Origin of the sequence: Anabaena sp. UHCC 0399, assembly GCF_034931465.1 — a bacterium.
Taxonomy (GTDB): domain Bacteria; phylum Cyanobacteriota; class Cyanobacteriia; order Cyanobacteriales; family Nostocaceae; genus Trichormus; species Trichormus minutissimus.
This window is the reverse complement of sequence record NZ_JAYGGZ010000037.1, coordinates 1-19,366: the sequence shown is the minus strand read 5'-3', so window position 1 is coordinate 19,366 and position 19,366 is coordinate 1. Positions and strand designations below refer to the sequence as shown.

The window sequence follows — 19,366 nt, the reverse complement described above, 5'->3', positions numbered from 1 at the left end:
GCAAAGATAAATCCATGCTTCAGAATCACTTTTAGTCAAAATAATCGGTAGAGGAATGGCGTTAGAGCTAGAAAAAGCTGTATTTTTCTAGTTTTTACAGACGATATGCCTCCTTTTTAAGGAAATTAGCTAAATTGACTAGTGTGTTTATCCGGTAATCGTAAATTCACGGGTGAAGTAATAGTTGCAGGCTACAGATAAATGAGAAACCAATACTTGACGGTACATATTAAGGAAGGAGGTGAGTTACAAATGTCACCATCAACATATTCACGACTAATTCGTTTCTTACAGGAAGATTTGTCTATTTCCGCCGCATCTTTAGGAGTGGCGTTGCGCCATCGAGAACAAGATCCGGGACCTTTACCGATGATTCTTTGGCAGTACGGTTTGATTACTTTAGACCAACTAGAACAAATTTATGATTGGTTGGAAACAGCATAGAATATGAGTTCTCATCAAGGAGAATCAAAGTATGGCAAATCTACTCTGTCTTTTACCAAGGCTAACAGATAGAGAAGTTGATTTTTGGATTTTCTATTTATTTCCAGACGAATTCGATAAAAGAGCGAGTTAATTAGTTAACTCGCTCTTTTATTTGAGTCAGAGGGGAAGAAGAAGAAGGAGAGGAGTGGGGAAGCAGAGGAGAACAATTAATGCCCAATGCCCGATATTAATTACGAATTACGAATTATTCTGATGATTAATTGACCAACGGTGTTCTACTGGTACAGAAGAACCTTGACAGCTTTCTTCTAAGTGCTTTTGTTGAACTACTGCTTTACGGAGAGTAATAATTAGTTGATTAACCTGATATCGCAGTTCAGGGTTATTATTGACTGCTGACATGGTTTGTCTTTCTAATAGTTGAAGTATAAGTTCGTAGTGAATAGGTGATGGTAGAGGGATTTGCTCCATGTAGTTAATTGATGATTTCAATTAGGTAATTTTTTGATGTTTAATTTTTATTTGCTGTCAAGTCAATTTTGACACAATAAATAAATATTTAATACTAATTCAAAAAATAATTGCTACAAATGTAGGTTGGGTTGAAGAACAAAACCCAACGCCTCAAAGCCTTGTCTCTGTTGGGGTTCACTTCATTCAACCCAACCTACCGATCTGTTTGATTCTTTACTAAAATTGGTATAACTGAGATTTTTAGATAATCAACTAACTAGCCCCTAGTACCGCTTATTTCTGCCAAGCTATACTAAGGTGATCCTAGGTGCTAGCTCTGAATAGTTTTCAAGTAGAGGGGGAAAATAAAAGCGCGATCGCTAATTCTGGATCTGGCTGTTTGACTAAGGATTCGCCAATTAAGACTGCTGCTGCACCAGCTTGTGATACTAAATTTAAATCTTCTGGGGTATGTAATCCTGACTCGCTCACAACTAGAATATTTTTTTCCTGTAATTGGCTACCCCTGGCGGCTAAAATTTGGCAAGTGGTTTGCAAATCAACAGAAAAATCTTCTAAATTGCGGTTATTGATTCCGACTAAAGATACACCATCTAAAGCCAATACACGGTCAAGTTCTTCAAGATTATGAACTTCAATCAATGCTGCCATATTAAGACTCTTGGCAATTTTGAGGAAGTATTGCAAGTCTTGATCGCTGAGGATAGCTGCAATTAATAAAACTGCATCTGCACCTCGTAACCGTGCTAAGTACATTTGATAAGGATAGATGACAAAATCCTTACACAGTAGCGGCAAATCTACAGCAGTACGGACTTTGGATAAGTTCTCAAAGCCACCTTGAAAAAACTTACTATCGGTTAAAACAGAAAGACAACTAGCACCACCTTGTTGATAGGATAGGGCGATCGCTACTGGGTCAAAATCTTCCCGAAATACGCCTTTACTGGGGGAAGCTTTTTTAACTTCCGCAATTAACGCAGGTTTAGTTCTACCTTGTTTTAAGGCCGCGACAAAATCACGCGTTGGTGGTGCGGTGAGTGCTTGCTTCTGCAATTCTCGTAAAGGCACTCTTTCGCGCATTTGTTCAACTTCTATTTCCTTTTGCCAGACAATTTCTTCTAGGATGTGCTGCGGTTCTGCATCTGGTACAGCAGCTTGATAGCGCAATATAGAGACATTTATAGCCGGGTTCGGTTGACGGCGACGGATTTGCATATTCAGTGCTGAGTGGTGAGTGGTGAGTGGTGAGTGCTGGGTGCAAAATGTTGTCTGATCCCCCTAAATCCCCCTTCAAAAGGGGGACTTTGATTCTAGTTCCCCCTTTTTTAAGGGGGGTTAGGGGGGATCAAAATGATGGGGGATAAGGTTATCGGACTTGTGTGTACACCGTAGCCTCTACACCCTAGATAATTGCTCGTTTATATGCTTCATCCAACACTTCTGACAGAGTTGGGTGGGCGTGAACTAAATGGGCTAGGGTTTGGACAGATTGACGGTTAGCGACGGCGGCGGATGCTTCGTGGATTAAGTCGGAGGCGTGTAAGCCAAAAATATGCACGCCTAAAACTTCTCCGGTGTCTTTGCGGTAGATGACTTTGGCGATACCGTCGGCTTCGTTTTCTGCTAAGGCTTTGGAATTTCCTTTGAAGTAACTTCTACTGGTAGCGACTTCAAAACCTTCGGTTTGTCCTAATTCTTTCGCGGCTGTTTCAGTTAAGCCAACATAGCTAACTTCGGGATGGGTAAATGCGGCGGCGGGAATGCTGCGATAATCGACTGTTCTATCATGTCCAACCATATTTTCGACAGCGATGATACCTTGGGCTGAGGCTGCGTGTGCCAGCATCATTTTACCGTTAGCGTCACCAATTGCCCATAAATGGGGTACAACTTCCCCTGCTGATAGCACTGCCATGCGATCGTCAACAGGAATAAAATTGCGGCAATCAAGTTCTACACCCACAGATTCTAAACCAAGATTTTTGGTAGCGGGGATGCGTCCTGTGGCTACTAGGCAAGCATCCACTTCGATGACCTCAACATCTTCTTTGGTTTTGAAATCTGCCAATTCAATCACTACAGGCGAACCGGGAATAACTTTTTTGGCGTAGATTCCCACTTTGGTTTCAATGTCGCGGGGTGTAATTAGTACCCGTTCGGCGAGTTTAGCAATATCGCGATCAAAACCTGGCATAAGTTGATCAAGGGCTTCAATCAAGGTGATTTCACAGCCCAAAGCTGAGTAAACATCAGAGAATTCTAAACCGATGTAACCACTACCAATAATGGCTACCCATTCCGGGAGTGTTTCTAGCTTCACGCCTTGGTCGCTAGTAAACACGGTTTTGCCGTCTACTTCAATCCCTGGGGGGACGAAGGGTACAGAACCAGGAGAAAGAATTATATCTTTAGCGGTGATGGTTTTTTCGCCACCGTCTCCTGTCACCGTGACTTTTTGTGTGCCGGCGAGTTTACCCCAACCCCTGATGATATCGACTCCCAGGCGTTTGAGGCTGTTTGTTAAATCCCCTTGAATTTTGGAAACAAGATTATTGGCGTGATCTGCGATCGCTTGACGATCAAATTCTACACCGCCAATTTGGATTCCCAAAGACTTCAGGTGATGGGCATCGCGCAGTTCCCGCACACGTCCAGATGCGGCTAACAACGCCTTAGAAGGAATACAGCCTCGGTTAACACAAGTTCCTCCCATATCAGCTGCTTCGATAATCGCTGTTTTTAAGCCGCAACTTACGGCGTGTAGGGCTGCGCCATGTCCCCCTACACCAGCTCCTATAATTACTAAATCGTAATCAAAGTCATGACTCACGTTAGTCTCCCCGTGTGCTTCGCATTATCTATTCTCAACTTCACTCGTCATCAGTGCAACCCCTATTAAAAATTCAAAATTCAAAAGTCAAAATTAAAGAACTTCTGCCCTTTTGCTTCCCCTGCTTCCCAATTCCCAGGAGTTATTTAATTAATTTTGACTTTTGACTTGATTTGTCCCTATTCCATTATGACCGTGAAAGTATTTGCAGGGCGATCGCGCAACGAGTAATCTTGAATTAAAATCACCTATAGGATTCTTCCAGGCGATCGCTTAATGTCTTTTCCCAATATCAGTGAATTTACAGTCCGCCGTTATGCTAACTCCAAGTCTTTTCAACGTGGTGAGGCATATTTTCAATCAGGTGCTGTGACCAAAATTACCCAACGTGGTCAGCAGATACAGTCTGAAGTTGAAGGTCGTGAAGTCAAACCTTATCAAGTCTGTTTGAATTTTGACGATAAAGCCATAACCTCAGCCTACTGTAATTGTGCCTATAACTTTGATGATTGGTGTAAACATATTGTGGCGACGGCACTTGTATTAACTCGTCAACCAGACATTATTGAACAACGCCCCACCCTAGAACAGTTACTAAATCGTCTCGATGCTGTGCAGACTCAAAGGCTAGTACAGGAATTGGTGGCAGAAGAACCCCAACTAATTGATATTATTGATCAGCACGTCAGTTGGATGACAAGTCCTGTATCTAAACCTCTATCTGCCAAATCTGAACGACAAATTACTGTGAATCTTCCTGCTTTGCGGGGGCAAATTAAGCAAATTCTCCGGGAGGCGGTGAGTTATTTTGAGGAGGGGTATGAGGAAGATCCCCTGACAGAAGAATTATTTAGTTTGGTGCAAGGGGCTTTAGAGTTTAGCGAACAGGGAGAAAGTTATAATGCGATCGCTGTTCTCGAAGCTATTACCGCTACCTGTGCAGAAAATTGGGATGAGGTTTTAGAATACGGTGGTGATAATAATGAAATCGCCTGGGAATTGAATATTGCTTGGTGTGAGGTGATTCTCTCGGCCGAACTCACCCCAGAAGAAAAAGTTGATATTCAAGTCAATTTGGAAGTTTGGCAAGATGAATGGAATACTGATTTTGGTATGAGTTTAGCAGCCTTACGCCAAGGCTGGGATGATCCGCAATTGATGCAGGTTCTTCAGGGAAACATCAGTGAAAGGGGCGTTTGGGGACAAGAAATACCAGACTACGCTGATGATTTAGCCATGATTCGCCTGAAAATTCTCGAACATCAAGAACGTTATCAAGAATACCTCTATTTAGCCCAGGCAGAAGGACAAACCCAAGCCTATCTCACTATGTTAGGACGCTTAGGCAGAGTAGAAGAAGCTGTGATAGCCGCCCAAACTGAAATGAGTTCAATGGAAGAGGCCTTCGCTTTAGCCAAAACCCTCGCTGAACAAGGTTCATTACCGCAAGCCTTGGAAATTGCCCAAACTGGGTTTAAGTTATGGGGAAATTGTCAGTACGCATTAGGCATTTGGACAAGTGATTTAGCCTTAGAGTTGGGTAATAGTGAAGTTGCATTGTTAGCACTCAAGGCGGCTTTTGAAGTCAAGCCTCACTTTGTTGATTATCAAAAGATAGCAGAATTAGCCGGGGAAGACTGGGAGAACATCAAACCCGACTTATTGAAAGTTATCAGCACTTCTGAGCATTGGGAAATACAAGCAGCCAAAGTAGAGATACTTTTACATGAAGGTTTAATTGATGATGCTATTACAAGTGTTAGCGAACTGAGTCATTATCATGTAGCTTTAGTTCACCGTGTCATGGAAGCCGCCATTTCTCACAATCCTGACTGGGTGATTGCTAACTCTCGCCGCAGTGCTGAAAGAATTATGGATGAGGGAAAAGCAGAATATTATGGTGAAGCGATTGAATGGTTAAAACAAGCACGCGCCGCTTACATAGCATCTGGAAGACAAGCACATTGGGCGAGTTATCGTGAACAGTTGATGGAAATCCACGGACGTAAGCGTAAATTAATGGGGATGTTAAAGGAATGGGGTATGGAGTAAGAAATTAGCAGTTATTTAATCGTCCCTTCTTAGGAATTACGAATTATTACTAGTCGCAATACATCCACCTGCTAATAGAAATGCTAATGTCGCCCCCACTGCACCCACAATAGGTGTAATGCTTTGGGGTTGGGGAAAAACTAGGCTAAATAAACTCATGGCTAACGCAAATCCACCGAAATACATCCCCAATCCTAATCCTTTCCAGCGTTGGGACATAAGACCTAAAGCAAAGGGAATTGTGCCATTAATAATTAAACTAAAGCCGACTATTAATAGTAATAAAAAAGGAATTAGGTTGAGAAAAACTATTAACAATAGTGAGACAATGGTGATGCCAATACCAATCAACATGGCGCGACTGTTGCCGATTTTAACAGCAAACCAACCCCCAGGGAGAGCCGCAACAGCGATCGCAAGTCCTACCCCCACCATCAGCCAATCATTTTGATTAAATTGGGCTAGTAAAATCTTACTGACAACATCCATTAGCAAGCGAGAACCCCAAGCAATCCCAAAACCAGTTGCTAAAATTAGTCTTAATTCTGGCCAAGGTAGCTGGATAATTTCTGGGTGACGTTGCTCACCTGGTTTATCGGGAGGGGTAACTATGCGTAATGTAGCTGCTACAGCTAACAATACAAAAGAAGCGATCGCAAAGGCAAAAATTGACCCTAAACTTAAAATAAATTGATTAGCAACGCCGCGAAACGCCCCAATTATTCCCCCTATCAGTGTCAGCAAACTAGCTGCGATGGGTAACTCGGCTGGGCGGGAATACTTAGCCAATAAACCGATAGCCGGAGAACGAAATACTGTCATTGCGATCGCCCATGCTATTAATGTTATGGGGAGGAGCGATCGCAAAACTACAGTCGGTGGTACAAAAGTAACTATGCTGGGGATAGCTATAAATAATGTGGCTGAGAGAATTACACCCCCCGAAATAAACAGAAATCTACTACCTACCCAATTTTTGGCTTGATCTGAAAGTCCCCCCATCAGAGGTTCTAAAATCACAGCCAAAGCATTTTCTATTACCAACAAACCTATTGCCAAAGATGCAGGAAAACCAAATTGGCTTAAAAGTTGAGGTAGATAAGCATTATAAATTACCCAGCAGAGGGTGATTGCTCCTTGCAATGCAGCCAATACCCCAACCTGCACCCATAAGATATTAAATTGCGGTTTAACAATATTCATTAATCTGTGATCAATAATTCCCGTATTTCCAAGATACCGGGATTATGAGAGCCTATTTATAAAAGAAATATTAAGTAGGGTGTGTTAAGGCTGTGTAAGAATTTGGGAGTGTGTGCAAATGATATCTAGCCGTAACGCACCACTATCATACGGTGTGTTACACTTTGCTTTAACATCTACCACTTAATTTCCCCACGAGCTAGCCGGTTTTCATAGTCTTCTAAGTTGGAGAGATAATCAGAGAAATCTGATTCCATTAATTCCAGTGATTCATCAGAATGTAGCCAATTTGAAGAGTCTTTACTGCTAGACTTCCAAACTAGAAAATCGATAAAATCATTTACTTCTTGAACTAGAGACTTTGGAAGTCGGCGAATTTTAGCAATGGTTTCTTCTTGTGTTGTCATGGAGTTTGCCTTTTATCCATGAGTTTATTTCTAGCATACTCTTCTCTACGAGATTGATTAAGAGAAGAAGAAGTCACCAGGACAGATGAGTCTTGGGATAAGCAACGAGTAACGGAAGATACTGAGGTGTATGAGGTAGCAGAAAAATTTATTCAGGCGAACTGTTATAGCCCCACAGTCTTTATAAATATCGGAAAGAAATGTTACGCTGTACAAATTTCAATGCGAGAGAAGAGAAAATATCCCCTATTTACACACGCCCCTATGGTACATCCACTTCCTCCACCAAAAGTGTAACAACACCCAGGCAAGTGTCCGTTAGGAGAAGATGTGTCAAAAATTACTTCACTATAGCATATCCAGTTTCCTTTCACTCTCCATCCTACGCGATCGCCAAATTTTTCCCAGGCTTCTTCGTAATACTGACCATCTGGCTTACCGCCGACGCTCAAGTAAATTTCTTTTTGAATACTGAAACCAAAATGTCCATTGCTATATTTTACCCATAGTTGGTCAATTGTACGGAGGTCAGTACAGGGAAAGTTTAATAACTCTTCGTTGCTAATTCCGCCAACTTTTTCACGCCCTATTACCTGAAGCATTACCAGATAAGTTTCATAGTCTGCTTCTTTCCACTTTTTTGCTGCTAGTAGGTCGCGCAATTTCGTATAGTCTACACCTTTGTCTGAGGCTAATTCAGTTTGATGTAGTTTCTTAACTTCTGCTTGTTCTCGTTTTAGTCTTTCTGCTTCCTGTTGTCGTCGTATTTCAGCTTCTTGTTTGCGTTGACGTTTCTCAGCTTCTTCTAGTTCTCTGTGTCTTCGTAAAGCCTCAGCTTCCTGTTGTCGTAGTATTTCAGCTTCCTGTTCGCGTTGACGTTCTTCTCGTTTTTGCTTGAGTGCTTCCACGGCAGCACGAATCCCTTTGGCTACATCCGTAAAAGCATCATCTTGAGTATGCCAATACCTTGACACCACAGGTTCAGCATTTTTAGGTAAAGCTTGCAGTCTAGCAAATGGCGCACCAACCCAATCAACATTCCGCAAAATCACCGGAATTACACAAGCTTCTCCTTTCTCGTGGCGTTCTATTGCCATTTTAAGTTCCACATCCCAGCAGTATTGAGAATGGAGAAAATCAACACTGATAAGTAAGAGAATAATATCGGCTGTCTTTAGATTGTTCTTAATTTCCTCATCCCACACGCCTCCAGCTAGTATCTTGCGGTCATACCAGCTTGATATTACACCCTGTCTCTCCAATATAATCAGGTATTTAGCTAATTCATCCCGTAAATTTTCATCTTTGTGAGAGTAAGAAAAGAAAAGCTTGAAAGATTCCTCTGCCATTTTCGCGCTCAGGAGTAGGATAAATTAGGCTTAGAATAAATTATAGTGTTTTTACCTAATTTTCCTGAGAAGCTGCTGATAATAGATGATGAGGCAATATGAGAATGCCAAAAGTATCAATTAGTATGAATGCGAGTTGTTTGGTCGGTAGTATGCACTTAACTTTTCGCGTTATGTGTAAAAATTGACGCTTAACCTAACCCCCTAACCCCCTTCCCTACGAGGGAAGGGGGAAAAGTTAATTTTAGTTCCCAGATGTCTCTACATTAATACTCTGGAACTGAGGAATCTACTTCCCGACTCCAAGCCTGAATACCACCTTTGACGTTTGTACCCACAATCCCCGCATCCTTGAGGATGGCTAGAGCTTTAGCCGATCGCCCGCCCATCTTACAATGAGCAATTAAGCGATGACCGTTGAGTAATTCTTTGACTTTTGCGACACCATTACCGTTTTCAATTTCTGGTAGCGGAACTAACACTGAACCAGGAATTTTCGCAATGTCGTACTCATGAGGATTTCGCACATCTAGCAGCACAAAATCTTTCGCACCACTATCAAGTAATTCCTTCAACTGTGTTACAGTTATTTCTTGCATATCTTGCTGTTGTTGCGCTTCGGCTGCTTTGGCTTGGGGGATACCACAGAATTGTTCGTAGTCTATCAGCTTTTCAATAACTGGGCGGATGGGGTTAGGACGCAGCTTTAACTCCCGGAATTTCATATCGAGGGCATGATAAAGCAACAGTCTGCCACTTAAGGTATTACCATTACCAAGAATAATTTTGACGGTTTCTGTGGCTTGAATGACACCAATCATCCCAGGGAGAATACCTAATACTCCACCTTCTGCACAGGAAGGAACCATTCCTGGTGGTGGTGGTTCTGGGTATAAGTCGCGGTAGTTCGGCCCGCCTTCGTAGTTAAATACAGTTGCTTGGCCTTCAAAGCGGAAAATTGAACCGTAGACGTTGGGTTTGTCTAACAATACGCAAGCGTCGTTAACTAGATATCTGGTGGGGAAGTTATCTGTACCATCTACGACGATATCGTAAGGTCTGATAATATCTAGGGCATTCTCCGAACTTAGGCGGGTTTCGTAGAGGTCAACTTGACAATAGGGGTTAATCTCGTGAATGCGGTTTTTCGCGGATTCAATCTTGGGTTTACCTACCCAGGATGTACCGTGAATGACTTGGCGTTGCAGGTTGGAAGTATCCACAACATCGAAATCAACGATACCGATGCGGCCGATACCTGCGGCTGCTAAATATAACAGTAGTGGTGAACCCAGTCCGCCTGTACCGATACATAACACACTGGCAGATTTCAGGCGTTTTTGTCCTTCTACTCCCACTTCCGGCAATATTAGGTGACGGGAGTAGCGTTCGTAATCGTCTTTGGTTAACTGGATATCTTCCAGATTTGGATTGAGCATAAAAGTTTGAATGAGGAAGCGCGGATTATTGATTGTATCGAAAAATGATATCTGTCTCTATATTTAAAAATTATGTTATCAGGAAAGTAGGGACTGGGGACTAATCAAGTCAAAAGTCAAAAGTCAAAAGTCAAGTTTAAATTGATGGATAAGCAAGTTTGTAGTAAGGACTTTAGTCCTGATTTTTCTAAGGACTAAAGTCCTCTCTACGAGACGCTACGCGAATACTACGAACCGTCAAAACTAACTTGACACGTTACTAGCTTTCTGCAACAAGTGTCTCGGCTTGAAAGTGATGAGTGTTATCAAGACTCCAAGTTTTGATGTCACCGGCTACACCTTTTTGAACGGACACTATTATATATAGATATCCTTGCCAAGCATACAGGCGATCGCATTCTGAGGGAATGGCGGGATAGTCGGGATGGGAATGATAGATACCAATGATGCTGAGTGAGCGATCGCGGGCTGATTTTTGTACTTGTAACATGACTTGGGGTGCGATCGCATATCGTCTTTCGGTGCTATGGGTTGTTTTATCGCCAGCAAAGTTATCTGCTTCGCTATTCCAAGCATTTGCTGTTGGTATGACTTCAACTACAGTTTTCACCCCATCCGCCACATATCCCAAAATTAACCCACAGCATTCATTAGGGTAGGTGGTTTCAGCATGGTTAAAGATGGTTTGCTGATGTTCTGGTAGAAGTTTGATCATTAGACTCTTGCATAAGACTCTTGCATAAATATTTTTTTGTTTTGCGCAAAGGCGCAAAGGTGCAAAGAAGGACGCTATAGTTAAGTAGCTAAACAAAATTAATTACACAAAGTTAAGCCATAAAACCCTTATCCAGAATAGAAACTCATGTATAAATAATTCTGTGCGATTACTTATCACTTTTGCAAGAAACTCATGAAAATTTATTTTCCCTACTCCCCACTCCCTATAGTCCCTAGAAGTTCTTTAATTTTGAATTTTGAATTTTGAATTGGTATTACCTCGGCGGATCTCGGTGCATGAGGGGACGTAAACCATTTAAGCCGGCTGCAATAGCTGAACCATTATGAACGACTGTCGCCGCTAGGGGATGTAGTCCTACGGTGGTGGCTAGTCCGAGTGCGGCTAAATTGGGAACTACGGCTAAACCGATATTTTGCTGAATGACTGTTTGGGTTTGACGGGCGATCGCAATTGCTTCTACAAAACTGCTCAGGTTATCATCCATCAGGACTACATCTGCTGTTTCTCTGGCTACTTCTGAACCTCCACTAAAGGAGATAGAAACGTCAGCATAGGCTAACGCAATGGAATCATTCAAGCCGTCGCCTGTAAATGCTACTGTCTTTCCAGCTTGATGTAATTTCTGGATGGTATCAGCTTTTTGCTCTGGGAATGCTTCAGCATGAACTTGGGATAAGGGAATACCCAGTTGTTCTGCGACAGCTACAGCCCGTTGCTGATTATCTCCTGTTAATAGGTGAATTTCCATGCCGTATTTAGTTTGTAATTGCTGAATGATGGCTGGACTTTCTGGACGCAATGGATCGGTGTAATAAATTACGCCTTGGAATTCTTGATTGACTGCTACATACAATAAGGAATCATGGGCAGAAATGCGGCAATTGAGATGCTGGGGACAATCTGCGGTGTTGCATTGATGGGCTTCATAGAGACAATCTAAAGGGACACCACATTGACGTAAAAAGCGATCGCTTCCTACTAGCACTTGTTCACCGTCGATTTTAGCTTTGACCCCTAAGCCAATTTCATATGCAAATTCTTGACGGGACAGAATTTCTATCCCTAATTTTTCGGCATAACGAGTTGATTTAGTGCTGGTAATTCTCAATGCAGCGCAAATAGACCGTCAAATTCGTCTAGCCTTACAAGTCAAAGCCTTGGGAATACCTGCTGTAGTCATCCTCAATATGGCAGATGAAGCCAAGCATTTTAGGATCACAATTCATCCAGAACAATTAGCCCAAAAATTAGAGATGCCTGTAGCATTAGTTAGTGCTAAGTATGGTAGGGGTTATGCGATGGTCGAAGACCCGCCTTGGGCGATCGCTATGCGTCAAATTATCAAAAATTAGCAGAAAACTCCACACCCATTGCACCTGAAGCACTCAAGCAAGAGATTATCGCCCATCGGCAAATTCCAGAGGAGCAAATTCAAGCCATCCTAGAAAATACGGTAGAAATGCCCTCGCAGTTATTTAAAACATTCACAGAAAAGTTGGATGGGGTATTACTGCATCCCTTACTAGGACTACCACTGTTTTTTCTGTCAATTTACTTAATGTTTGCGTTCGTTTGGTTGGTGGGTTTGCCGTTACAGGATGTAGCTGATGCTATTACTGGATGGTTGCAGAAAGTTGTGATTACTCCCCTCACCGCCTATTTGCCGGAGTTTTGGCGGGGATTTCTGGTAGATGGTCTTTATAGCGGGTTAGCTACCGTAGCATCTTTTATTCCCCTAGTAATGACCTTTTTCTTCATGATGGCCATTGTAGAAGACAGTGGCTATTTTTCCAGAGCAGCGTACATGATGGATGCTTTAATGTATCGCTTTGGGCTGGATGGTCGTAGCTTTGTATTGCTAATTATGGGGTTTGGCTGTAATATACCTGCCATCATGGGAACACGAGTGATGCGATCGCCGAAGGCGGGTCTTCGACCATCGCAGGCTTTACGCTTACTTTCCATTTTTATTATTCCCTTTGCCCTCTGCTCGGCACGGTTGACTGTATTTATATTTATAATTGATGCCCTATTTAATCGGACTTGGGGGCCTTTGGTACTGTTTTCTCTGTACCTATTCAGTTTTGCTGTTGCACTGTTAACCGGACTACTACTAAAAGGACACTTTCAAAACCAAGAACCTTTTGTCATTGAACTACCTCCTTACCGCTTCCCCACCCTCAAGCAAATATTTCTCCGGGGATGGGGTGAGTTAAAGCAGTTTCTACAACGTGCTACCGGATTTATTACTGCTGGGGTAGCTGGTGTATGGCTATTAAGCAATTTACCTCAAGGTACAGCCAACCCCATCAGTAGTGCTGGAGAGATGCTAATTACCATCCCGATTGTAGTTGGGATGGTGACAGGTTGGGATGCAGTCAAAGCATTCTTGAAGCGAGGAGGTGGATTTATTGCGCTAGGGTTATTAGCCATCTGGTTGTTGAGCAACTTACCAGGAAATCAAGAGACTAGCTACGCCACGCGCATTGGTGAGTTTTTTGCCCCTCTCCTCAATCCAGCCGGTATTCCCCAACAGTTAACTATTGCATTGATATTTGGATTCATCGCCAAAGAAATTTTAGTGGGATCTTTAGCCAGTATTTACCACCTTGCTGATCCTAATGCTGTACAAACAGTTATTTCCCAAACAATATCACCAATTCAAGCCTATAGTTTTATGCTTTTTTGTTTACTTTACACGCCCTGTTTAGCCACGGTTGCTACTATTAAAAGTGAGTCTAAAAGCAGCCGTTTTACTCTGCTATCTGTTGTCTATGGACTAACTTTGGCGTGGGTTGTCAGTACGTTATTTTATCAAAGCGCAAGGTTACTGGGGTTAAGTTAAAATAGAAACCTTGCCTGTATCAATGTCGTAAAATCCTCCAACGATTTTGAGTTTACCCTGACGTACTAATTTCGCTAAGATTGCAGACTTTTGTAGCAGTTTTGCCGCTTGGTATTGAATATTGGCAATAACTGCTGCCTCTTCAATATTCTGAGATGTTTTTTTGACGCTAGTTAAAGCTGGTTTGATACCTTCGATCACATAGCCAATCCTACCAGGAAGAGGTTCATTTTTCATAGCTGCTGCAACAGCACCGCATTTGCTATGACCCAAAACGACAATTAACTGCGAACCCAATACAGATGTAGCATATTCTATACTGCCAATAGCCATGTCACTGGCGACATTACCCGCGACTCGCGCAACGAATAAATCTCCAAGTCCTTGATCAAAAATAATTTCTGTTGGTACTCTAGAATCTGCACAGCCCAATATAGTTGCAAAAGGATACTGACCTTGGGTAATGGCTTGCAGACGTTTTCGTGATTGATTGGGATATTGAGGTTTACTTTCTACAAACCTTTGATTACCAACTATCAAGCGTTTTAACGCCTGTTGAGGATCGACTACATTAGGGTTAACTGGATTAACATCAGCAATAGTAGTTTCTTGTGTATCTTTAATCAGACTACCACCTACAGTAGTAGCTGCTAAAGCTAAACCGCTACCACCTGCTAATAACAAGAAATTACGACGACCGATAAATCCATTGATTCGACTCATTAATCTTCCTGACAACATTTGTGTTGTTGTCAGGAAGATATCAGAATTGGAGATGCTACAAGAGTACCTTTGTACACGGTTTAAGAGTGATTTAATTTTTGGGCATAGGGCAATTCAATGCGTGAATTTTGGATTTTAGATTGGTTTCCACCCAAAATCCAAAATTCCTTGTCCCCTAATGTCTCTTCCCAGCCCCCAAATACAGTTCGGCTACTTTAGGGTCAGTCAACAATTCTTGACCAGGGCCAGATATAGCATCCCGTCCAGATTCTAAGACATAACCACGGTTTGCCATTTCTAAAGCCTTACGGGCGTTTTGTTCTACGAGGACAATTGCTGTACCCCCTTGATTAACTTGTTTAATCTGCTCAAATACTTGCGTTACTAAAATAGGAGATAAAGCGGCTGAAGGTTCATCTAACACCAATAAACTCGGTTCTAACATCAAAGCTTTGCCCATTGCTAGCATTTGACGTTCTCCCCCTGAGAGTGTACCAGCACGTTGCCGACGGCGATCGCTTAATCTGGGAAACATGGTAAATATTCTATCTTTGAGGGGTTTGAGGGCATCATTACGAATAAAAGCCCCCATTTCCAAATTTTCTTCGACACTCAAAGAAGGAAACACATTAGCAATTTGGGGTACGTAGCACATTCCCCGACGGACGATTTGATTAGATTTCAGTCCGGCGATATTCTCATCCTTAAAGGTAATTGTGCCTGTATGGGGTGTCAATAAGCCAAAAATGGTTTTGGCTAAAGTTGATTTACCCGCGCCGTTAGGGCCAATCACTGTCACCAATTCCCCTTGTTCAACCCGAAAATTCACACCCTGTAGGATATCAACATCTTTAATGTATCCAGCATGGACGTTTTGAACTTCTAGCAGTGGGGCTGAATTTTGTGCTGAACCTGACATAGAATTCTTGCCATCAAATCAAATATAGTGACTTTCACTCTAGTCAATTATTGGTCATTACTCCAGACTCAGCACTTTGACTTATCTACAAAATCCAGTTTTTCACTAAAGACTTTTTTACACTTTTAAATTAGCGACGATTTATTTTTAATAGAAAAATATTGGGCGAATATAATACGCTACTATACAAACAAAGTCCGCTTGCGCGGACTAATGAAAAATTAGGGGTTTTGTCTGTGTAGCTGCGAATTATATTCGCCAAGGAAAGTAATAAATTAGACTTTTCAAACAACCTCTAATCATCAATTTAATCAAGATGGCAATACACACGTTGCTAGAGGTGATAAATCGCGTCTCTACAATATGAATCAATATGGTTATTCGTCGTCCTCATCGTAGCTGTCTCTGCGAGAACGGCGGACGTTGCCTTCGTCCTCTTCATCCTCTTCATCATCACGGTCTTCACGGGAGCGGCGGACATTGCCATATTCGTCCTCATCTTCATAGCGGCCTTCACTGTCTCGTCTTCCCCTGCGTCCCCGATATTCCCGATAATCTCCTTCTTCCTCACGTTCTTCACGCCTTGAGCCACCGATAAAATCCTGAGCCTTCCGTAAAAAATCGCCTACCATAATCTATCTCCTCGCCGAAATATAGCAAGTAGGTTTTTCAAAAGTTTGTATTTACCCTTTGTTATGATGAGCCGATTTTTGTAGTCTTCCGTCCTGCTTTTGAAAGACAATGCGATCGCTCCCCAGGAATAGACTTTTATTTGGGTTATGTGTGCAGAGAAATTATTAGCGATCGCATTGTGCCAGTTGCGTAAGTCCTGACTACTTCAGCAGTAATCTTGGCACTATGGCGATCGCTCTGACACGAACAAACCCCGTTCTTTCAACCGCTCTAGCTCTTTTGGATCTCTCAAATGTCATCACAATACCGAGATTCTCAGTGCTTGAACAGCTTCTTGCCAAAATGAGAATTGCTGGGGTTTTGAGAACGTATAGAGAAAACTCTGTGATCACAATTTACATTGACCAGGGATATACAGGTTTTTTGAGAATAAAAGAAAAACTTATGATTTGAATTTGAAATTACTTAGCAGATCCATGTAAAGCGATCGCAAATTTTCAGATAAACTTAGGCACATACCTGCCGTTCTGACCTTTTTTAAATTCAAAATGCAAAATTAAGAAGAAGATTTATCTTGAATTAATTCTAGGTATCAGCCCCTAATGATTGCAATTTTGAATTGTTTTTACCCCTAATATCTGAATCAAGGAGGAATTACAACGTGGATTTCTTGTCCGATTTCTTGATGAGCTTATATAAACTTAAGAATATCGTTCAAAGCGAAAGCATAGATGTCTGTCTTCTGTTCGACATCAATATCAGGTTTGAGCGACCCAGTTTCTCTCCTTGAGACATTCTCCATTCACAGGTGAAGTTCTGACAGGTGTTTCCGTCGCAGCGCATAAGTGCCCGCCACCGCCACAAACATTCGATCAGCATGGAGCATACACAATGAACAAGTTTGACTCAACTAAACTGCGGACAAAATTTGACAACACCAGCGAAGGCTGGCTAGTGCAGGTATATAGCGGCGATCGCCGCCTGCTCTGCGTGCTCGATTCGTCTCACGCCTGGACTTTTTTGTTGGGCTGTGGGTTCGGTCTCCTACTGGCGGTGGGGTGGTTTAACCTCGCCAGTTACAGTCCATCCACGACTTATAAACCATCAACAGCTCCCCCTGAATTGTGGATTGATTAGCTCAGTCATTGCTAGAAGAGTGGTGTCCATGCAACTCCTGTTCCTGATTTGATTGATCCCGTACCGTCCTCGGTGCAATATCCGTCTATAGAGAAAATTCTGTGATCGCAATTTACACTGACCAGAGATATACGAGTTTTGTGAAAATAAAAGGAAAACTTATGATTTGAATTTGAAATTACTTGGCATATCCATGTAAAACGATCGCAGATTTGTGCGAATTTAAGGATATGACTTAAGTACATAGAATTTTGGGTCTTAATATATCTTGATCTATAGAAGTTACTACGGGACAGCGACACCTTCCAGCCCCATTTGGAGAGCGGCCGGCCATCTTTGAACCCACTGCCGACAGGTGTTACGCGAACACCTGTCGGCAGGGTTGAAGCGCTGCACCCTTACTTCTTAAAGCTCACTTATCACAATAATCGCTCTTTTTTAGAGGAGGCGGAAGGAGGTATTCATGGATTTTTTGTCCTTGTTCTTAGTGGACTTCGTTAAGCAGTTGCAGTCGCCAACACTCAGCTTTCTGATTGGTGGTATGGTCATTGCCGCCCTTGGTAGCGAATTAATAATTCCAGAGGCGATTAATCAGATCATCGTCTTCATGCTGCTCATGAAAATCGGTCTGACCGGTGGTCAGGCGATCCGCAATTCCAACCTAACGGAGATGGTGTTGCCCGTAGCGTTTGCTATGGTATTAGGAATTCTCATTGTATTCATCGCGCGCTATACATTGGCCAAGCTGCCGAAGGTCAAAACCGTGGATGCGATTGCGACCGGGGGGTTGTTTGGTGCTGTGAGTGGCTCTACTATGGCCGCCGCCCTGACGGTACTGGATGGACAAAAAATGCAATACGAGGCATGGGCTGGCGCACTCTATCCCTTCATGGATATCCCAGCGCTCGTAACTGCGATTGTGATTGCCAACATTTATATCAACAAGAAGAAGAAGCGTAGTGCAGCAGGCGAGTCTCTCAGCAAGCAGGAGTATCTCAGCAAGCAGACCGTTGCAGCAGGCGATTATCCCGATCAGCAGGATTATCCCAGCACCCGGCAAGAGTATCTCAGCAAGCAGCAGTCTGCGGATAATCGGGTCAAGATATGGCCGATCGTGCAGGAAAGCCTCCGGGGTCCTGCCCTATCGGCAATGTTGCTCGGCCTTGCTCTTGGCATATTAGCCCAGCCGGAAAGTGTCTATAAAAGCTTCTACGACCCCCTCTTCCGCGGCTTGCTTTCGATCTTGATGCTGGTGATGGGTATGGAGGCTTGGTCAAGACTTGGCGAACTGCGCAAGGTAGCCCAGTGGTACGTCGTGTATAGCGTAGTGGCACCGCTGTTGCATGGGTTCATCGCCTTCGGTCTCGGTATGATTGCCCACTATGCCACAGGATTCAGCATGGGCGGTGTCGTGGTTCTGGCCGTCATCGCCTCCTCCAGTTCAGACATCTCAGGTCCGCCCACGTTGCGAGCCGGGATTCCGTCAGCCAATCCCTCCGCCTACATCGGTGCCTCCACAGCTATCGGTACACCCATTGCGATTGGCGTGGGAATACCGCTCTTCCTCGGACTCGCCCAGGCGATAGGCGGCAGGTAATCCCAGACGGGTCGCGGTCTGTCAGCGCTCCCTTGACCCGGCAGACCAAGCGACTCAATATATAAGATCAATTACGGTAAGGAGGTAAGCAACATGGCCAAGCCAGCCAAAAAGCTCGTCATCGTCACAGAAAAGATTCTGCTGAAAAAGATCGCCAATATCATCGAAGAATCCGGGGCAACCGGTTATACGGTTCTGGAAACCGGCGGTAAAGGCAGTCGCAACGTGCGCTCGTCGGGACAACCCAGCGTTTCTGACACCAATGCGAATATAAAATTCGAGGTGATTACCCCGGATCGGGATATGGCCGAGAATATTGCGGATCAGGTCGCAATAAAGTTTTTCCTCGATTTTGCGGGCATGATCTATATCTGTGACGCGGAGGTACTGTACGGGCACAGTTTCTGTGGACCAGACGGCTGTTGAATTGAGACGACACAGACCTAAAAAGCCGGGGCATGACCCCGGTTTTTAGTAGTCGTATTTCTTGCCTGCGGGACTTGGGTCTCAGTGGCAGTCCCCAGTCCCTATTCCCCCAATACGGTTCGGTTAAGCTCTAAGCGGTATTG

15 protein-coding genes and 2 pseudogenes are annotated in these 19,366 nt (G+C 43.2%); 5 read left to right on the top strand and 12 right to left on the bottom strand.

What is annotated here, in order from left to right; genetic code table 11:
* Positions 1–252 precede the first annotated feature (252 nt).
* Positions 253–444 carry a DUF2949 domain-containing protein gene (locus tag VB693_RS19140; RefSeq protein WP_242039351.1) on the top strand — a complete coding sequence of 64 codons (192 nt, stop codon included), beginning with the start codon at positions 253–255 and terminating at the stop codon, positions 442–444.
* A 240-nt stretch (positions 445–684) separates the two neighbouring features.
* Here VB693_RS19140 and VB693_RS19135 read toward each other — a convergent pair whose 3' ends face one another.
* From VB693_RS19135 to lpdA, 3 genes are all read right to left on the bottom strand, one after another.
* A complete protein-coding gene (locus VB693_RS19135) occupies positions 685–918 on the bottom strand; it encodes a DUF5340 domain-containing protein (RefSeq protein ID WP_190701809.1) in 234 nt (77 codons plus the stop codon).
* Positions 919–1,248: 330 nt separating this feature from the next.
* On the bottom strand, positions 1,249–2,139 hold the full coding sequence (gene trpC, locus VB693_RS19130) for an indole-3-glycerol phosphate synthase TrpC (protein ID WP_323267626.1): 891 nt from the start codon (positions 2,137–2,139) through the stop codon (positions 1,249–1,251).
* A gap of 187 nt (positions 2,140–2,326) precedes the next feature.
* The gene (lpdA, locus tag VB693_RS19125; protein WP_323267625.1) at positions 2,327–3,754 is read right to left on the bottom strand and encodes a dihydrolipoyl dehydrogenase; all 1,428 of its coding nucleotides are present in this window, start codon (positions 3,752–3,754) and stop codon (positions 2,327–2,329) included.
* 276 nt (positions 3,755–4,030) lie between these two features.
* On the opposite strand from lpdA, the gene VB693_RS19120 reads away from it, so the two are divergent.
* Positions 4,031–5,806, top strand: coding sequence for an SWIM zinc finger domain-containing protein (locus tag VB693_RS19120; RefSeq protein ID WP_323267624.1), 1,776 nt, complete (start codon positions 4,031–4,033; stop codon positions 5,804–5,806).
* A gap of 36 nt (positions 5,807–5,842) precedes the next feature.
* On the opposite strand, the gene VB693_RS19115 is transcribed toward VB693_RS19120, so the two are convergent.
* From VB693_RS19115 to VB693_RS19090, 6 genes and pseudogenes are all read right to left on the bottom strand, one after another.
* Complete coding sequence (locus VB693_RS19115; protein WP_323267623.1) at positions 5,843–7,009, bottom strand: MFS transporter; 1,167 nt, start codon at positions 7,007–7,009, stop codon at positions 5,843–5,845.
* Between the two features lie 176 nt (positions 7,010–7,185).
* Positions 7,186–7,416: a DUF2281 domain-containing protein gene (locus VB693_RS19110; RefSeq protein ID WP_323267622.1), complete on the bottom strand. Its 231-nt coding sequence runs from the start codon at positions 7,414–7,416 to the stop codon at positions 7,186–7,188.
* 203 nt (positions 7,417–7,619) lie between these two features.
* Positions 7,620–8,765: a GUN4 domain-containing protein gene (locus tag VB693_RS19105; protein WP_323267621.1), complete on the bottom strand. Its 1,146-nt coding sequence runs from the start codon at positions 8,763–8,765 to the stop codon at positions 7,620–7,622.
* 266 nt (positions 8,766–9,031) lie between these two features.
* Complete coding sequence (gene moeB / locus VB693_RS19100) at positions 9,032–10,204, bottom strand: molybdopterin-synthase adenylyltransferase MoeB (RefSeq protein ID WP_323267620.1); 1,173 nt, start codon at positions 10,202–10,204, stop codon at positions 9,032–9,034.
* Positions 10,205–10,463: 259 nt separating this feature from the next.
* The gene (locus tag VB693_RS19095; protein ID WP_323267619.1) at positions 10,464–10,919 is read right to left on the bottom strand and encodes a M67 family metallopeptidase; all 456 of its coding nucleotides are present in this window, start codon (positions 10,917–10,919) and stop codon (positions 10,464–10,466) included.
* A 277-nt stretch (positions 10,920–11,196) separates the two neighbouring features.
* A pseudogene (locus VB693_RS19090) lies at positions 11,197–12,024 on the bottom strand (HAD-IC family P-type ATPase); the annotation flags it as partial.
* Position 12,025: 1 nt separating this feature from the next.
* Here VB693_RS19090 and feoB point away from each other — a divergent pair.
* Positions 12,026–13,788: pseudogene (feoB, locus tag VB693_RS19080) on the top strand (ferrous iron transport protein B); the annotation flags it as partial.
* Here feoB and VB693_RS19075 read toward each other — a convergent pair.
* From VB693_RS19075 to VB693_RS19065, 3 genes are all read right to left on the bottom strand, one after another.
* Positions 13,780–14,511 carry a carbonic anhydrase gene (locus VB693_RS19075; protein WP_323267616.1) on the bottom strand — a complete coding sequence of 244 codons (732 nt, stop codon included), beginning with the start codon at positions 14,509–14,511 and terminating at the stop codon, positions 13,780–13,782. The pseudogene feoB and the gene VB693_RS19075 sit on opposite strands and share 9 nt — an antisense overlap.
* Before the next feature lie 175 nt (positions 14,512–14,686).
* Complete coding sequence (locus VB693_RS19070; protein ID WP_190701883.1) at positions 14,687–15,430, bottom strand: ABC transporter ATP-binding protein; 744 nt, start codon at positions 15,428–15,430, stop codon at positions 14,687–14,689.
* 377 nt (positions 15,431–15,807) lie between these two features.
* Positions 15,808–16,062 carry a hypothetical protein gene (locus VB693_RS19065; protein ID WP_323267615.1) on the bottom strand — a complete coding sequence of 85 codons (255 nt, stop codon included), beginning with the start codon at positions 16,060–16,062 and terminating at the stop codon, positions 15,808–15,810.
* 1,601 nt (positions 16,063–17,663) lie between these two features.
* Here VB693_RS19065 and VB693_RS19060 point away from each other — a divergent pair.
* Positions 17,664–18,797: a sodium-dependent bicarbonate transport family permease gene (locus VB693_RS19060; protein ID WP_323267614.1), complete on the top strand. Its 1,134-nt coding sequence runs from the start codon at positions 17,664–17,666 to the stop codon at positions 18,795–18,797.
* A gap of 93 nt (positions 18,798–18,890) precedes the next feature.
* Positions 18,891–19,223, top strand: a complete 333-nt coding sequence (locus VB693_RS19055; protein ID WP_190819978.1) for a P-II family nitrogen regulator — start codon at positions 18,891–18,893, stop codon at positions 19,221–19,223.
* The last annotated feature ends 143 nt before the right edge of the window (positions 19,224–19,366 follow it).

Bases quoted from the DNA above. Each gene is read 5' to 3' on its own strand.
- VB693_RS19140 (WP_242039351.1), top strand. From the start codon at position 253: ATGTCACCATCAACATATTCACGACTAATTCGTTTCTTACAGGAAGAT.
- VB693_RS19135 (WP_190701809.1), bottom strand. From the start codon at position 918: ATGGAGCAAATCCCTCTACCATCACCTATTCACTACGAACTTATACTT.
- trpC (WP_323267626.1), bottom strand. From the start codon at position 2,139: ATGCAAATCCGTCGCCGTCAACCGAACCCGGCTATAAATGTCTCTATA.
- VB693_RS19120 (WP_323267624.1), top strand. From the start codon at position 4,031: ATGTCTTTTCCCAATATCAGTGAATTTACAGTCCGCCGTTATGCTAAC.
- VB693_RS19115 (WP_323267623.1), bottom strand. From the start codon at position 7,009: ATGAATATTGTTAAACCGCAATTTAATATCTTATGGGTGCAGGTTGGG.
- VB693_RS19110 (WP_323267622.1), bottom strand. From the start codon at position 7,416: ATGACAACACAAGAAGAAACCATTGCTAAAATTCGCCGACTTCCAAAG.
- VB693_RS19105 (WP_323267621.1), bottom strand. From the start codon at position 8,765: ATGGCAGAGGAATCTTTCAAGCTTTTCTTTTCTTACTCTCACAAAGAT.
- moeB (WP_323267620.1), bottom strand. From the start codon at position 10,204: ATGCTCAATCCAAATCTGGAAGATATCCAGTTAACCAAAGACGATTAC.
- VB693_RS19095 (WP_323267619.1), bottom strand. From the start codon at position 10,919: ATGATCAAACTTCTACCAGAACATCAGCAAACCATCTTTAACCATGCT.
- VB693_RS19075 (WP_323267616.1), bottom strand. From the start codon at position 14,511: ATGAGTCGAATCAATGGATTTATCGGTCGTCGTAATTTCTTGTTATTA.
- VB693_RS19070 (WP_190701883.1), bottom strand. From the start codon at position 15,430: ATGTCAGGTTCAGCACAAAATTCAGCCCCACTGCTAGAAGTTCAAAAC.
- VB693_RS19065 (WP_323267615.1), bottom strand. From the start codon at position 16,062: ATGGTAGGCGATTTTTTACGGAAGGCTCAGGATTTTATCGGTGGCTCA.
- VB693_RS19060 (WP_323267614.1), top strand. From the start codon at position 17,664: ATGGATTTTTTGTCCTTGTTCTTAGTGGACTTCGTTAAGCAGTTGCAG.
- VB693_RS19055 (WP_190819978.1), top strand. From the start codon at position 18,891: ATGGCCAAGCCAGCCAAAAAGCTCGTCATCGTCACAGAAAAGATTCTG.